The following is a 14,696-nucleotide window of genomic DNA, read 5'->3' on the forward strand; positions in this document are numbered from 1 at the left end:
GGCAAAGTGATGCTTATGCCAGATTACCGGCTCGACGTCCAAATACGACACCGGCCGCTAGACCGGAACCGCCGGGGTAGTTTGCCGAGAACAGCCCGCCGAACATTTCACCGCAGACGTACAAGCCGTCGATAACCTCGCCGTCTTCGTTCAACACCTGACCATTGATATTGCCCTTCAGACCACCGAAGGTAAAGGTGATACCGCAGGTAACCGGGTAGGCGTAGAACGGACCGGTTTCTAGCGGGTTGGCCCAGTTGCTCTTGGGAGGATTGACCTTTGCGGCGCGACCATCCAGCACATTCGGGTCGTAGCTGATCGAGGTGTCGATCGAAGCGTTGAACTCGGACACCGTCTTGGACAATGCGGCCGTGTCTACCCCAATCTTCTCGGCTAGCTCCTCAATGCTGTCGGCGACGACCTCTGAGATACCCGGCATTTCGTACTCTTCGCTGCGCAGCATTGGACGCAAGGAGGCGTCAAAGATCTGATAGGCGATGGAATCTGGCTGCTGCAGGATGACCTTGCCGTACTTGGCGTAGGTCAGGTTGCGGAAGTCCGCCCCCTCGTCCAAGAAGCGCTCGCCACGGTTGTTCACAATGATGCCCAAGGGGTAGGACTGACGGGTTAGTCGGTTGGTCAGCTCACGGTTGGACTCGTTGTTTTCGGTCAGCGCATCCCACTGCACCGAGTGGCAGGTGCCCCAGTCTCCGCCCTTGGCGGCGCCGATTTCCAGACCTGCTGCCAGCATGTCACCGTTGTTGAATGGGGTGCCGCGCACCTTCGCATTCTGCCATCCCTCACCCAAGTGTTCTTGACGCCACTGTGGGCTGGACTCAAAGCCTCCGGCAGCTAGGATGACCGACTCGGCGCGTAGCTCCTGCTCTTCGCCGTTGACGCGCAGCTTCACGCCAACAACCTTGCCATCTTCGACGATCAGGCCATAGACATCCTGCTCGAAACGAACCTCGGTACCTAGCTTCTCGGCAACCGCGAGGTGGTCGTGCATCAGACCCTCGCCGCCGTCCACGTTTCCGACATGCAGACCGCCCCAGAACAAGTAACCACCTTCGGCGGTTTCGTAGGCTTGGCGTTCGTACATCAGGCGGTATTTCAGACCCAGAGACTTCAGCCAACGAAGGCCAGGTGCGGCTTCCTTGACGAGAACTTCGGTCATTTCCTTGTTATTACGGCCTTCAGTTACCTTGGCAATGTCGCCGGCGTAATCAGCTTCGGAATATGGCGGAACTTCGGAAACCGGGTGGCGCTCATCAAATTCCACTAGGTCCTGCAGGTCTTCTAGACCGTTATGAGCAATGCGGGTGGCACCTGCCGTGTAGTAGCTGTTGCCACCGAACTGGTCACGAGGCGCCTTTTCCAACAGCAGGACCTTACGACCCCGGGTGGCAGCGGCATGGGCTGCGGTGAAGGCGGCGTTGCCACCACCAACGACGATCACTTCGGCGTCAAGGGTTTTGGCGGTGGTTGGGGATGCGTCACTCATGGCATGGGACCTTTCGGGTTGCGAACCTGCGGCCACGCGTTCGGGCAAGCTAAGGATTCGGAGCTAATAATCATGGATCCGAAATTAGTGTATACACAAAAGTGCGCTAGAAAACCTTAAGATACAGTTTTTTTAGTTTTTTAAACTCTCCACCGGTAGCGATGCTCTGGTCTTCCGGTGGCGCCATAGCGTGGTTTGAGTTCAGCCAATTGCCGCGACACCAGAAAGTCGAGGTACCGGCGAGCGCTCACCCGCGAGATGCCACAGGTCTCGGACAGCTCCTTCGCAGAGAGCGTTGGATCGGAGTTGGTGGCCGCATCCTTCAGGCTTTCGGACACCATGGCCAGCGTCGGGGCAGTGAACCCCTTGGGTAATTGCGGAGTGTCGGCGCTGGAGACCGTTGTCTTCTCCAGCCACGGCACGTTGGTATGGTCCGTCTCGCGCCCACTGGCCACGGCCATCAGCTGATCGATTTCGTCCTGCGCCAAGGCAGCGGCATCCACGTGGCGCACGAGTTGTTCGCGCCGATCCCGGTACCCCGAAAGCCTCAGATTGAAGTCTTCAATGCCAAAAGGTTTGACCAAATAGTCTTGCACCCCATGCCCTACCGCAAGCCGTACCGATTCGCGTTCGTTATCAGCGGTAATCATAATGACATCTACGCCCAGTCCCTTCGAGCGCAATTCGGAGAGCACCGCCAAACCGTCTTGGTCGGGCAGGTGGACATCTAACAGGATGAGGTCAGTGGCGGTCTCTTGGACGAAGGGTGCTACCGCACGCCCCCGCTCCAAGACTCCGACAACCTCAAATCCGCCCAATTGTTCGAGGAAGCGCCGATGCAACCTTGCCACGGCGAAATCGTCATCGACTACCAGTACCCTGATCATCCGTCTTCATTCCCTGCGCTCTCGTAGTCCGTCCTCGGTGCGCCACTACTGACCTGCAGTGGCCAGGCCGCGACGATACTCGCCCCACCCAATTCGGAACTCCCTGCTTTTAATTGTCCACCCCGGCGGGTGATGATGCGGTCCACTAGTGTTAGCCCAATCCCCCGGGCGTGCAGTGGCTGACCTGGCCCGCGTTTGCTGCTGTACCCCAACTCCACTAAGTGCGAAAACTCTTCGGAAGGGATCCCGGGCCCGGAATCCCCTACCGCGATACGCACCCCGGCCGAATTCGCGTTGATGCGAAAGACGACTTTTCCGCCGTCCCCGGCTGCTTCGATGGCGTTTGTCAGTAGATTAGCGGCCACCGTGACCGCGTCCTCATCCGACCGCCAGTCGGCGCCGGTCTTGGAGTTTTCATCCACCCAGAATTCCACGCCGGCTTCCCGTGCCACGGCCAGCTGCGCGTTGCACAGGGCTGCCATCATCGGGTCATCGACCAGTCGGTCGGTGCCGGGCCCGGCCATCCCGGTATACCGTTTGATGTGATCATGAGCTTCCTCAACCTCGCCCAGGGACAATAACCCCGAAACCAGATGTAGCCGGTTAGTGAATTCATGAGCCTGCGCCCGCAAGGTGTCGGTCAAGCTCTTCTGGCCACGCAATTCGCGCAAGTTGTTTTCCAGCTCGGTGCGGTCTTTCAACGTTAGGGTTCGTCCGTAGCTTCTCGCCCCAAGTTGGGCCTCGCGACGCGTGGCAATCAGGACACGTTCACCAGCGAGCACCGTTTGGACCCCTTCGGCACTCGGGTCTGCGCTTTCTAGTAGCCGTGCGACGCTTTCTTCCAAGACCTCGGATGCCGGCTTACCCACCTCTTGCGGGCTCAGCCCCAGGAGGCGTTGGGCTTCCTTATTAATTAGCGTCAAGGTTCCCTCCGGATCCACCCCCAGCACCCCTTCGTCGATGCTGTAGAGTACCGCCTCGTTGGCCTGCAATAGGCCGCCGATCTGTTCCGGAGCAACACCGTAGATGCGGTACACCAACCGTGAGGCAAGACCTGCACCGACGGTACCGATGGCAGCGGCCAGCAGGATCCATGGCGCAAAACCCCAAACCACACTGGTCAGATTGGCACGCACGGTACTTTGCAAAATGCCCACGGATACCGTGCCCACGACCTCACCCGCGTAATAGATCGGCTCCTTGGCCCGAAGGGTCAAACCCAGTGGGCCTTCCTCCACCCCCAGGAAGCTCTCCCCCTGCCGGACTAACTCGTGTTCGGATGATACGGGCAGACCAATCAGGTTCGGGTCGAGGTGCGCCACCCGAATGCCGTCCATGTCGGCCACGGTGATGTAGTAGACCCCCGAGACAGCGGTTGATAGCTCGGCAACCGGCGCAATAACTGCCGTGGGATCCACCGATGCCATCCCTGCTTGGATCACCGGAAGGTCCGCCAACTCGCGAGCTACCGACTGGGTGCGGTCAAAAGCCGTACGCTCGACCCGTTCGACTTCCACGCTCATCACCACGGCAGAAACCAGCACCACCACCCCGAGCACGATACCCAGCTGTAGGAACAGGATTCGTGTGCGCAGCCGCCGCGGGGCACGTACTTTGCGCATCGGAGCCACCCTTCATTTACTTAAGTTTTTTAAGTTTCCGATATGACCACAACCACATTTTCGCTGTGCCGCCGATCACTTTTCTGCCATCGTTGATTCCCGTGCACCGGAAGTCGGTGAGGCGAATCACTAACATTGAGGTTACGGAATATGGTGAACAAACGCATAGTCGGCAAGACGATATACGCCGTTGCGGTAGTGGCCATCACTGGCTTAGCACTAACCAACGCGGCATCGTCCGGTGGCGAATCCTCCGCACGCAATAAATTGGTACTCATGGCTCCTGCCTCCCCCGGCGGCGGTTGGGACGGATTCGCACGCGAATCCCAGCAGGCCATGAAATCCATTGGTGCGGTCAACAATGTTCAGGTCACCAACGTTCCCGGGGCTGGCGGCACCATCGGCCTGAGCCAGTTCGTCCAGATGACCGGCCGACACGACATGATGATGGTGACCGGCGGGGTGATGGTTGGCGCAATCGAGCTAGCCAATTCCGAGTCCACCCTAGACGACGTGGAGTTGGTGGCGCGCCTCGCCGACGACTACGCAGCACTGGTAGTTCCGGCTTCCTCGGAGATTCAAACCCTGGATGACTTCATCGAAGTCTGGCAAGAAGATCCCGGAGGCACCTCCATTGCCGGTGGTTCGCTAGGCTCCATCGATCACTTGTTGACCGGCTTGGTAGCCCAAAAAATTGGCATCGATCCAGCAGACACCAACTACATCGCCTACTCCGGCGGCGGTGAGGCGCTGACCTCGATGCTCGCCGGAACTACCGTTGGCGGCATGTCCGGCTACAACGAGGTGGCCGACCAGATCGAGGTAGGCACCCTACGAGCGCTAGCAATCTCTTCAGAGGAGCGTCTGCCCGGGGTGGATGTCCCCACCTTTGCGGAGCTCGGCGTGGACGCGGTGATGGCCAACTGGCGTGGTTTTGTTGCCGCTCCGGGCATCACAGACAGCGAGAAGCAAGAATTCGTGGACATCGTCACCGAATTCCGTGACTCGGAGCAATGGCGAGATGCTTTGGAACGCAATAACTGGACCGACAGCTTCATGATCGGCGAAGAGTTCGCCGATTTCGTTGAAGCCGAAATCGAAACAACCGCAGGAATTATTGAAGGACTGGGACTATGAGCAGCAACGTTTCTCCAGAGCACTCGGTGAACCCGCCGACTGCCGTTGACGCGCCGGCGAACTGGAATGGACGCAGCGAACTGATTGTTCCAGCACTGGTGCTGGCCCTGGCCGTTTTCCTGACCTTCCAGACCGCCACCATGGAGGTTCTAGGTTCCTCGGTTCCCGGTCCACAGTTCTTTCCCACGATCGTCTGTGTCCTGATGTACTCGGTCGCGGTCATTCACATCATCCAGATTCTGCGTAACCCGCATGCCCCGGACCCCACCTCGGATTCCAAGAACCCGGACTTCTCTAGCGACATGCTCGGGGACATGGCCGCGGCCACCGAACGCGGCCGCAGCAAAATTCAGCGCCGCACCCCGCAGGCTTCCATACCGGCTACCTGGAAAACCTACTCAGACTGGAAGACCGTGGGCATGGTCGTCGCCGGGGTGGCAGGCTTTGCGCTGCTACTGCCATATGTGGGATGGATCCTGAGTGCTGCCGCCCTGTTCTGGGTGGTTGCCCGCGCGCTAGGTAGCAAGCGCGCCCTCTTCGATATCAGCATTTCCATACTCTTTGCCTCGATTATCCAGCTGGCCTTCAACGCCGGGCTGGGGCTGAACCTGCCATCGGGCTTCCTGGAAGGACTGCTCTAAATGGAACAGATCAACCTCTTACTGGAGGGCTTCTCACAAGCCCTCACCCCGATGAATCTGTTGTGGGTTCTGCTCGGGGCCCTGCTGGGAACCGCCGTCGGGGTTTTGCCCGGCCTCGGTTCGGCCATGGCGGTCGCACTGTTGTTGCCGATTACCTTTTCGCTGGACCCCACTGCGGCGTTCATCATGTTCGCCGGCGTCTATTACGGCGGTTTGTTTGGTGACTCCACCTCAGGGATTTTGCTGAACACCCCGGGGAACTCATCGGCGATCGCCTCAACCTTCGAAGGTCACCGCATGGCCCGCAACGGGTTAGCGGCCAAGGCCTTAGCCACCGCAGCCATGGGCGCTTTCATTGGCGGTCTGCTCGCCACCACCGTGGTGGTTTTCTTTGCCCCGACACTGGTAAAGATGGCAACCGCCTTCGGCCCAGCCGAGTACTTCGCGCTAGCAGTCTTCGCCTTCCTCGCAATTTCCTCGGTCGTTTCCGATTCGATCGTCAAGGGTCTGATTTCGCTGTCCATTGGTCTGGTCTTGGCCATGGTCGGTGTCGATGGCCCTTCCGGCACCGTGCGATACACTCTGGGTCTTCCCCAGCTCTTTGACGGGATCTCGATCGTAGTGATCACCGTGGGTCTGCTGGCCTTGGGTGAGGTGCTACATATCGCGGCGCGGATCCACCGTGACCCAGAGGCTCTGAAGATCAAACCCAGTGGTCGTCCACGGCTCTCCCGCCACGATCTGCGCAAAGCCTTGCCGGCCTGGTTGCGTGGAACCGCTTTCGGTTTGCCCTTCGGTATTATTCCGGCCGGTGGTTCGGAAGTTCCGACCTTCTTGGCCTATGGCACCGAAAAGAAGCTCGCGAAGCGTCGCGGTGATATCGAATTCGGTCAGATGGGTTCGATTCGTGGTGTGGCGGCACCAGAAGCTGCGGGCAACGCTACCGCCGGTACCGCCATGGGTGCACTGCTAGCTCTGGGTCTGCCGACCAGTGCCACCGCTGCGATCATGATCGCCGCTTTCCAGCAATATGGAATGCAGCCGGGACCACTACTCTTCGAGCGCAGCGGAGACATGGTCTGGACCCTCTTGGCCTCGCTGTTCATCGGTTTGGTGATTCTGTTGGTGATGAACATGCAGTTCGCGGTGCTGTGGGCAAAGCTGCTGTTGGTACCGCGCCACTACTTGTACGCCGGAATCACGGTCCTCTCGGTGCTCGGTGTTTACGCCATCAGCGCCTCAACCTTGGACCTGTGGGTATTGCTCGGGGTGGGTGTCGTCGGTTTCATCATGCGGCGTTACCAACTGCCGTTGGCGCCGGTACTGATCGCGGTGATCCTCGGTCCGTTGGCTGAAACGGAACTCCGTCGTGCCCTGACCGTGTCCGAGGGCGATCTGACCATCCTCGTCTCCAGCCCGGTCACGATCATCCTCTACATCATTCTGGCGATCACTTTGGTCATCAGCGGCAGCCAGCACCTGCGACATCGTCGCAAGGAACGCGAAGAGCAGACTACCGCCGTTGAAACCACCGAGGTGAGCTCGCGCTAGCTCGCGCCACATCGCACGGGGCTTCACCGACCACATTGGTCGGTGAAGCCCCGTTGTTCTTGCCAACAGAATTCTGCGCCGCGGCGACGACATATCTTCATAGTTCGGTGAACACTTCTGCTTACATTGGCTAGTGAAGTACGAGCAAAGGCACGCTAATCAATGAACGTTTCCGCAACAGGCAGCGACCGCCCCAAAGATCGCTCAGTGGTGCCCGATTCCGCCCTGCGTTTCATCGGTTTTCTCGCCTTCTTTGACCGCTACGGAACCCCGCCCATGCTGTTGATTTTGGCTGCGGTCACCCAGCTCTCGCTGACTCAGGCGGTACAACTGGTCGCCGGGTACTCTTTGCTCTACGCGGTGGGGCAGCCCTTGTGGGGGTTGCTCAGCGACCGTTTCGGGCGGCTGAGCGTACTTCGGCTGGCGTTGTTGGGTGCCGTGCTCGGTTCCCTAGCGAGCACCCTCTTTGTCGCCTATACTCCCTTACTAATAACGCGGTGCTTTACCGGGCTGATGTTCGGTGCACTCTACCCAACCTTACTTACCCTACTGGGTGACACACGTACCGGGATTCATCGGGCGCGGGGGCTCTCAGATCTGCAAATCTATTCCTCGCTGGGCACCACGCTAGCCACCCTGAGCGCTGGTACGTTGGCCGCCGTGATCGATTGGCGTTTGGTCTTTGCGCTACCGGCTCTCGGAGCCCTCGCCGCCTTATACAGTTTGCGCAAGGTTCGTGATGTGACACCGGAACGTCGCCGGTTCTCCCTGCGCCTGGCCTTCACCAACTCCACCCTCGTGTTGTACCTGGTGGTGTTCATCGAAGGTGCCTTATTAATGGGGCTGCTAACCTACATTGTCCCGGCCTTGCAGGACGAGCAGATCGACATCACGCTCGCAGGTTTTCTTGGCTGTGGATTCGCCCTCGGGGTGATTCTGGGTGCCCGACTCATGCGCCGGCTGGTGGCACATTTTTCACGCAGCATGTTGATATTCATTGGTTCGCTGGTGCTGGCCGTCGGGTTCGCGCTCTCGGCATTCTGGTATTCGGTCACGGCTTTGACGCTCACCGCGGTACTGATGGGAGCCACCAATGCGATCATGCATTCCTCGATGCAGGGTTGGGCCACGGATGTTGCTCCCACCGCGCGAGCGACCACCGTGTCGTTCTTCGTCTTTAGCCTGTTCTTTGGGGCTTCGGTAGGCACTTGGGTGACCGCCGGGCTCGCCGAATCCGGTCAGTACGCACAAATCTTCCACTACGGTTTCTACGCCGCACTGGTACTGAGCTTGCTTGCTACTTTCGCCCATGAACTGTGGCATCGGCGAAACTTGAAAGACGCTGTGTAACTGGGGCAAAGCATGTCATCGCGGCCGAATTGTTGGTTCAATTAAGGATCCTGTTAAGGAGGTTTCTAGAATCATGTCGACCCCTACGAATGAACCTCATAACCCATATTCCCAAGGTGGCCCCTCCTACGATGGCGGATCGTTCAATCAGCCTCCGGAATTTCACGGGAAAACTCCCGCCAGCAATCGATCCGCGCACCAGCGGAATTCAGCGGCGCGGTTCGAAGGTGAAAAACTGGCGCAAACGGCCCTTGTCCTTGGCATTCTCGGGATTGTCTTGAGCCCGCTGGGCTGGATTTTTGGTCCGCTGGCGATCAGCAAGGCCAATCGTTCCCAGCGTGAATTCCTTACCGCGGCGGTCCTAGGCAAGGTCACCGGATGGATCGCCACTATCGTGGGTCTGCTGTGGATACTCATCCTAGGATTCGCCTTGATCACTCGCATGCTTCCCTAAGAATTTTTCGGCGATTCCCGGCTGAGCAGCTTCACAGAGTTACTCAGATCTTCGCGCACGCGCTAGCGTAAAAATCAGGAACACTGTTCGAGCCAATAAGAAGGACATTTGATGAGCGCAAAGATTCGGATCGGTATTGCTGGGTACGGGAATCTAGGCCGCGGAGTGCAGGCAGCCGTGGCAAAGAATCAAGATATGGAATTGGTGGGGGTATTCACCCGCCGCGATCCACAGTCCTTGGAGTTGGCTGCCCCCGCACCGAAATTCTCGATGGACGATCTCGGCTCGCAGACCGAGAACATCGACGTGTTGATCTTGTGCGGCGGGTCGAAATCCGATCTTCCCGAGCAGGGCCCACAGCTGGCGGCACTGTTCAACACCGTGGACAGCTTTGACACGCACGCCCGCATCCCCGAGCACTTTGCCAATGTGGATCAGCCTGCCAAGGCTGCAGGGAAAACCGCACTGATCTCCGCCGGGTGGGATCCCGGGATGTTCTCGATTAACCGAGTAATGGGCGAGGCCCTTCTGCCCGATGGGGTGACCTACACCTTCTGGGGTCGCGGTTTGAGCCAGGGGCATTCGGATGCGGTCCGCCGTGTTCCAGGTGTGGCCGGAGGTGTGCAATACACCATCCCAAGCCCCGAAGCGATTGAAGCTGTTCGAGCGGGGCAACGTCCGGAACTAAGCACCCGCAAAAAGCATCAGCGCGAATGCTTCGTGGTCTTGGAAGAAGGTGCCGACGCCGATAAGGTGCGTGATGCCATCGTCACCATGGAGCACTATTTCGACCAGTACGACACCACGGTACATTTCATTGACGCGCAGACTTTGGCCACCGAACACCAAGATATGCCGCACGGTGGTTTTGTCTTCCGCTCGGGCAATACCAGTGCCGAGCAGGCTCAGGTCATTGAGTATTCGTTGACCTTGGGATCGAACCCCGAATTCACCTCCAGTGTTTTGGTGGCCTATGCGCGCGCCGTTTACCGGATGAATCAGGCCGGAATCACCGGCGCGCAGACCGTCTTCGATGTGGCACCGGGGCTCCTATCACCAAAGTCTGCCGCCGAGCTACGCGCAGAACTGCTCTAAGCCGAGTTTTAGCTTCGGCCAGCGAGGAGATCTTTAGCGAAAATCTATCGATTCCTCGCTGACCGATGACTAGACTAACGCCATGAAACCTCAATTTCGCGCCCTGTTAGCGGCGCCAGCCCTGCTGCTCGCCCTGTCTGCCTGCGCCGGCGGGAGCTCGGGGTCAGACCAAGAATATGCACTGGAGGGCACCTTCGGTGGAGCCACGTCCTCCGATCCTTTTCTCACCTTCGCCGCAGATGGTTCCCTGACCGGATCGGATGGGTGCAATAACTTTACCGGCCAGTGGACTCGGGACGGCAACGAGGTAACGATCGAAATGGGAGCCATGACCTTGAAAGCTTGTGAGGATGTGGACACCTGGCTCAGTGCCGCCGCATCCGCCTCCGTAGCAGAATCCCTACTGACCGTGCACGACCACGAGGCACACGATGCGTGGCCCACCAGCTCCTCTGGATCTTCGATGCCCGGCGTATTGACCAAGTACTCCAAGTCGATAATGTCTTTCTCGCGCCCCGCGGGATTTTATCAACCACGTTGGAGACCCGCTCCACCTAGAAGATGCTCGAACTCGCCGAAGAGCTGCGCGAACGCAGTATTGAGCTTCGGGTCTCGAACCTCGCCGGTGGCGACGCGGGCGCAATAAGCGCCAAGGTGAGTTATGGCCTTCACCGACCTGACAGCGCTCACGCAGCTGGGTTTGCAGATTAAACAACAAACGACCCCGACTGGGGTCGTTTGTTGTTGCGGTGAGTGCCCCCCTAGAGGGCAGATTTACTCTGCGGTTGGCAGAACGAAGGCTGCGTCGATCTCGATCTTGACCTTGTCGCTAACCAGTACGCCGCCGGCTTCCAGAGCAGCGTTCCAGGTGATGCCAAATTCCTTGCGGGAAATGGTGGTGCTGGCCGAGAAGCCTGCGCGGGTTGCGCCGAATGGATCCACGGTCTGGCCACCGAACTCTGCATCCAGTTCAACCTGCTTGGTGACACCCTTGATGGTTAGCTCACCGAGCAAGGTGAAAGCACCTGGCTCGCCCTGCAGGCCGGTGGAGCGGAAGCTCATCACTGGGAAGGTTTCCACGTCGAAGAAGTCTGCGCTCTTCAGGTGGCCATCGCGGTTCTCATCCTTGGTGCTGACCGAGGCCAACTGGATGTCTGCGGTCACGGTGGACTCGGTCAGGGTTTCGCCGACCACCAAGGTGGCGTCGAATTCACCGAAGGTGCCGCGGACCTTGGAGATGCCTGCGTGGCGGACGGTGAAGCCAACCTCGCTGTGCGAAGCGTCCAGGTTCCAGGTACCTGCGGTCAAGTTAGCGGTTGCTGCTGCGGTCATGATGACTCCTTCAGAATTCGGTTCCACGCCATATGGTTGACGCTTCAATTTGTTGTTGAATCCAGTATGGCACGGAATAAGTTGAAGCGTCAACAACATTGGGCAAAATTTTTTGAAACTTTTCCCTACGCGCCTTCCCGAGGTCGCACCTGTATTTATATCCACTAGTCAAGTGGCACAAGAAAGGTGAGTGTCGAGGAAGTACTTTTTCCTCGACACCCACCTTTTTAGTTATGGTTCGGTGACCAGGCCTTGTTCAACCATCCATTCGAAGGCAACATCGGCGGGCTCGCGTCCCTCCACATCGACTTCGGCGTTAAGTGTCTGCAAGACCTCATCGGTGAGCAATGGTGCGATGGTTCCCATGATTTCGGCAACCTGCGGCCATTGCGCATGGAATTCCGCATTGATCATGGGTGCCATGTTGTAGCTCGGAAAGTACTGGATGTCATCTTCCAGCACCGTCAGATTCAGCGCTTTGATCCGTCCATCGGTCGTGAAGACCTCACCAAAGTTACAGGCCCCGGCCGCGGTGGCCGAATAAATTGCACCCACGTCATAGAGGCCAATATTCGATTCAGGTACATCACTGCCACGGGTCAACCCGATAGCCTCCAGCATGGGAGTCAGCCCATCGCGACGTGAATTGAACTCCGGATCAACACAGAAGGTCAGATCAGCAGCATCCAAATCTCGCAATTCGGAGAGTTTGGTAATCCCTAGCTTTTCGGTGACTTCTTCGTTCATGGCCATGGCATAGGTATTGTTCATCGGAGCCGGGCGGCCCCAATAGATCCCGTTGCCCGCATCCTCATCATGCACGGCCTGCCACTGCTCCTCGGATCCGACTACCGGCTCCTCATGGCCCAGATAGGTCAACCAGGCGGTACCGGTATATTCCCAGACCATATTCGCCGAGTTACTCAACACCAGCTCCCGGGCTGGCTGCGAACCGGGGACGTTGGTCATGTCCGTAACATTAAATCCGGCGGTCTGTAGGGCGATCACCGCAATCTTGCCCACCAGCAACTGTTCGGTGAAGGACTTTGAGGTTACCGTGGCGGTCGCATTATCCGGCAGATCCGCAATCGGTTGAATCGATCCGGGCGCCGACGCGGGAACCACACCCGTAGACGGTGACAACCCGCAGCCGGTCAGCGCCAGCAGGGCCACCGAGGCAAGCGCAATTTTTTTCAGTGTCTTTTTCACGTCAGTCCCTTCGGTCGTGCCACGGCTTCCACCAGTCGTCCGACCCAGTCAATGCTCACGGCCAACAGTGCCACCAGAATGGATCCGGCAATCAAGACTACATTCAGGTTCAGGTTCACCCCGGTGGTGATCAAAATGCCCAGCCCACCACCATCGATAAAGGTTGCCAGGGTGGCGGTGCCGACCAAGAGCACCAGTGCCGTACGAATCCCGGAGAGCATCACCGGCACCGCCAGTGGTAGTTCTACCTTGAACAGGACCGCCAGTTGACTCATCCCAATCCCCCGGCCGGCTTCGATCAAACGTTCATCGACCTGTTGTAGCCCGATCATGGTGTTGGAAAGTACCGGAAGAATCGCGTACAGCACCAAGGAAACGATGGCGGTGCGTGGCCCGAAGCCCAGCCAAAAGGCCAAAAGCACCACCAAACCGATAGCCGGTGCGGCCTGACCGATGTTGGCAATAGCGCGCACATAAGGTGCCGCATGACGAATGCCCGGACGGGTGAGAATCACTCCCAGCGGAACCGCGATCGCCAACACAATCAGCGCCGACCATAAAGTGATTTCTAAGTGTTCTCTGGTGTACCCCCAAATTGTTGCAGGATCCAGGGTTTGACGTTCGGTGTCGGTCAAATCCGCGTTGAGTAGCCACAGCAATAAGATGCCAAAGGCCACAAGGATCCCCAGTAATTGATAAATCAGTCCGCGTCGTTCCGCGTTCATGACCTGGCCCCACCATCCTCGATGGCCACCTGATTGATCGCTCCCGAGTTCAGGCCCACCGGTGCTTCACCGTCGCCGCCTGCGGCTGCGTTAGCCGCGGCAATGGCTTCCATGACCGTTTGTACGGTGATGACCCCTTCAAAGATGTCGCGTCGTCCAGTGACGATCGCGGACTCGGTGCTGGCCACCAGCATGGTGTCCAACGCGTCGTTCAGGGTCGCTTGCAAACTCACCGACGGGAGGTTTGGATCCATCGTGCCTTCCACGATCTGCGCGCGCGAAAGCTGGCGCCGGGTCAGCCGGCGCAGCGGGCGTTGCCGCGAATCAAGTACCACCGCATAGTTCGCCCCGACGCTTTGCAACTGCGATAAGACATCCGAGGCGTTTGCGCCCGCGGTGGTGGTCACCGCATCGGTCAGCTCCACGTCCTGTACCCGGCTAAGGGTCAGCTGTTTGAGCCCGGCACCGGAGCCAATGAAATTCTCCACAAACTCATTGGCCGGGTTGGCCAAAATACGCTCTGGAGAATCGTATTGCTCTAACTGCGCGCCCTCGTTGAAGATCGCGATCCAGTCTCCGAGCTTCACCGCTTCGTCAAAGTCGTGCGTGACACAGACAATGGTTTTTTGTACCTCTGACTGGATATTGAGCAGCTCATCTTGCAAGCGCTGCCGGGTAATCGGATCCACTGCACCGAAGGGCTCGTCCATGAGTAGCACTGGCGGATCGGCGGCCAAGGCGCGGGCCACACCCACACGCTGCTGCTGCCCACCGGAGAGTTCCTTCGGGAACCGGTCGCGGTAGATCTCTGGATCCAGCGACACCAGTTCCAGCAATTCATCAACCCGTGCGGCGATTTTTTCCTTGGACCAGCCCAACATTTTCGGGACCATCCCAATATTGGTGGACACGGTCATGTGCGGGAACAGGCCACCGGCCTGAATCACGTAGCCGATCCGCCGGCGAAGCTCATCGCCATTCATTTTGGTGACATCATCACCATTAATGACGATTTTTCCGGTGGTCGGTTCGATCAGCCGGTTGATCATTTTCAGCGTCGTGGTTTTACCGCAACCGGAGGGGCCAACAAACATCACGATCGATCCGGCCGGGATTTCCAGTGTCAGACCACCAACAGCGGATTTCTTTTGCCCCTGGTAGGTCTTGGTGACCTCTTCGAGCATGATGG

The 14,696-nt window shown here is 58.3% G+C and carries 14 protein-coding genes; 7 read left to right on the forward strand and 7 right to left on the reverse strand.

The window, feature by feature from the left end:
• Positions 1 to 13 precede the first annotated feature (13 nt).
• The 3 genes from tcuA to ACQQZ8_RS13450 all read right to left on the reverse strand — a co-directional run bounded on the left by tcuA (position 14) and on the right by ACQQZ8_RS13450 (position 4,013).
• The gene (gene tcuA, locus ACQQZ8_RS13440) at positions 14 to 1,504 is read right to left on the reverse strand and encodes an FAD-dependent tricarballylate dehydrogenase TcuA (RefSeq protein WP_431710307.1); all 1,491 of its coding nucleotides are present in this window, start codon (positions 1,502 to 1,504) and stop codon (positions 14 to 16) included.
• A gap of 140 nt (positions 1,505 to 1,644) precedes the next feature.
• Positions 1,645 to 2,391, reverse strand: coding sequence for a response regulator (locus tag ACQQZ8_RS13445; RefSeq protein WP_431710308.1), 747 nt, complete (start codon positions 2,389 to 2,391; stop codon positions 1,645 to 1,647).
• A complete protein-coding gene (locus tag ACQQZ8_RS13450; RefSeq protein WP_431710309.1) occupies positions 2,388 to 4,013 on the reverse strand; it encodes an ATP-binding protein in 1,626 nt (541 codons plus the stop codon). Before ACQQZ8_RS13450 ends, ACQQZ8_RS13445 begins: the two co-directional genes overlap by 4 nt.
• Before the next feature lie 150 nt (positions 4,014 to 4,163).
• Between ACQQZ8_RS13450 and ACQQZ8_RS13455 the strand changes: the two genes are divergently transcribed.
• The 7 genes from ACQQZ8_RS13455 (at position 4,164) to ACQQZ8_RS13485 (ending at position 10,887) form a co-directional block, all read left to right on the forward strand.
• Entirely contained in the window at positions 4,164 to 5,150 is a 987-nt protein-coding gene (locus ACQQZ8_RS13455) for a Bug family tripartite tricarboxylate transporter substrate binding protein (protein ID WP_431710310.1), read from the forward strand.
• Positions 5,147 to 5,791 carry a tripartite tricarboxylate transporter TctB family protein gene (locus ACQQZ8_RS13460; protein WP_431710311.1) on the forward strand — a complete coding sequence of 215 codons (645 nt, stop codon included), beginning with the start codon at positions 5,147 to 5,149 and terminating at the stop codon, positions 5,789 to 5,791. Before ACQQZ8_RS13455 ends, ACQQZ8_RS13460 begins: the two co-directional genes overlap by 4 nt.
• On the forward strand, positions 5,792 to 7,342 hold the full coding sequence (locus tag ACQQZ8_RS13465; protein ID WP_431710312.1) for a tripartite tricarboxylate transporter permease: 1,551 nt from the start codon (positions 5,792 to 5,794) through the stop codon (positions 7,340 to 7,342).
• 162 nt (positions 7,343 to 7,504) lie between these two features.
• Positions 7,505 to 8,692 carry an MFS transporter gene (locus tag ACQQZ8_RS13470; protein WP_431710313.1) on the forward strand — a complete coding sequence of 396 codons (1,188 nt, stop codon included), beginning with the start codon at positions 7,505 to 7,507 and terminating at the stop codon, positions 8,690 to 8,692.
• 73 nt (positions 8,693 to 8,765) lie between these two features.
• Complete coding sequence (locus tag ACQQZ8_RS13475; RefSeq protein ID WP_431710314.1) at positions 8,766 to 9,146, forward strand: hypothetical protein; 381 nt, start codon at positions 8,766 to 8,768, stop codon at positions 9,144 to 9,146.
• Between the two features lie 111 nt (positions 9,147 to 9,257).
• Complete coding sequence (locus ACQQZ8_RS13480; RefSeq protein WP_431710315.1) at positions 9,258 to 10,241, forward strand: diaminopimelate dehydrogenase; 984 nt, start codon at positions 9,258 to 9,260, stop codon at positions 10,239 to 10,241.
• An 82-nt stretch (positions 10,242 to 10,323) separates the two neighbouring features.
• Positions 10,324 to 10,887 (forward strand): META domain-containing protein, encoded by a 564-nt coding sequence (locus ACQQZ8_RS13485; RefSeq protein ID WP_431710316.1) that lies wholly within the window; start codon positions 10,324 to 10,326, stop codon positions 10,885 to 10,887.
• Between the two features lie 128 nt (positions 10,888 to 11,015).
• Here the strand turns inward: ACQQZ8_RS13485 and ACQQZ8_RS13490 are convergent, their stop codons facing one another.
• The 4 genes from ACQQZ8_RS13490 to ACQQZ8_RS13505 all read right to left on the reverse strand — a co-directional run bounded on the left by ACQQZ8_RS13490 (position 11,016) and on the right by ACQQZ8_RS13505 (position 14,691).
• Positions 11,016 to 11,573 carry a YceI family protein gene (locus ACQQZ8_RS13490; protein WP_431710317.1) on the reverse strand — a complete coding sequence of 186 codons (558 nt, stop codon included), beginning with the start codon at positions 11,571 to 11,573 and terminating at the stop codon, positions 11,016 to 11,018.
• A 231-nt stretch (positions 11,574 to 11,804) separates the two neighbouring features.
• The gene (locus ACQQZ8_RS13495; protein ID WP_431710318.1) at positions 11,805 to 12,782 is read right to left on the reverse strand and encodes a glycine betaine ABC transporter substrate-binding protein; all 978 of its coding nucleotides are present in this window, start codon (positions 12,780 to 12,782) and stop codon (positions 11,805 to 11,807) included.
• Positions 12,779 to 13,507, reverse strand: a complete 729-nt coding sequence (locus ACQQZ8_RS13500) for an ABC transporter permease (RefSeq protein ID WP_431710319.1) — start codon at positions 13,505 to 13,507, stop codon at positions 12,779 to 12,781. The genes ACQQZ8_RS13495 and ACQQZ8_RS13500 overlap by 4 nt, the downstream gene beginning before the upstream one ends.
• A complete protein-coding gene (locus tag ACQQZ8_RS13505; RefSeq protein ID WP_431712200.1) occupies positions 13,504 to 14,691 on the reverse strand; it encodes an ABC transporter ATP-binding protein in 1,188 nt (395 codons plus the stop codon). Before ACQQZ8_RS13505 ends, ACQQZ8_RS13500 begins: the two co-directional genes overlap by 4 nt.
• Positions 14,692 to 14,696: the final 5 nt, after the last annotated feature.

It is taken from the genome of Glutamicibacter uratoxydans, assembly GCF_050753455.1.
Lineage (GTDB): Bacteria > Actinomycetota > Actinomycetes > Actinomycetales > Micrococcaceae > Glutamicibacter > Glutamicibacter uratoxydans_A.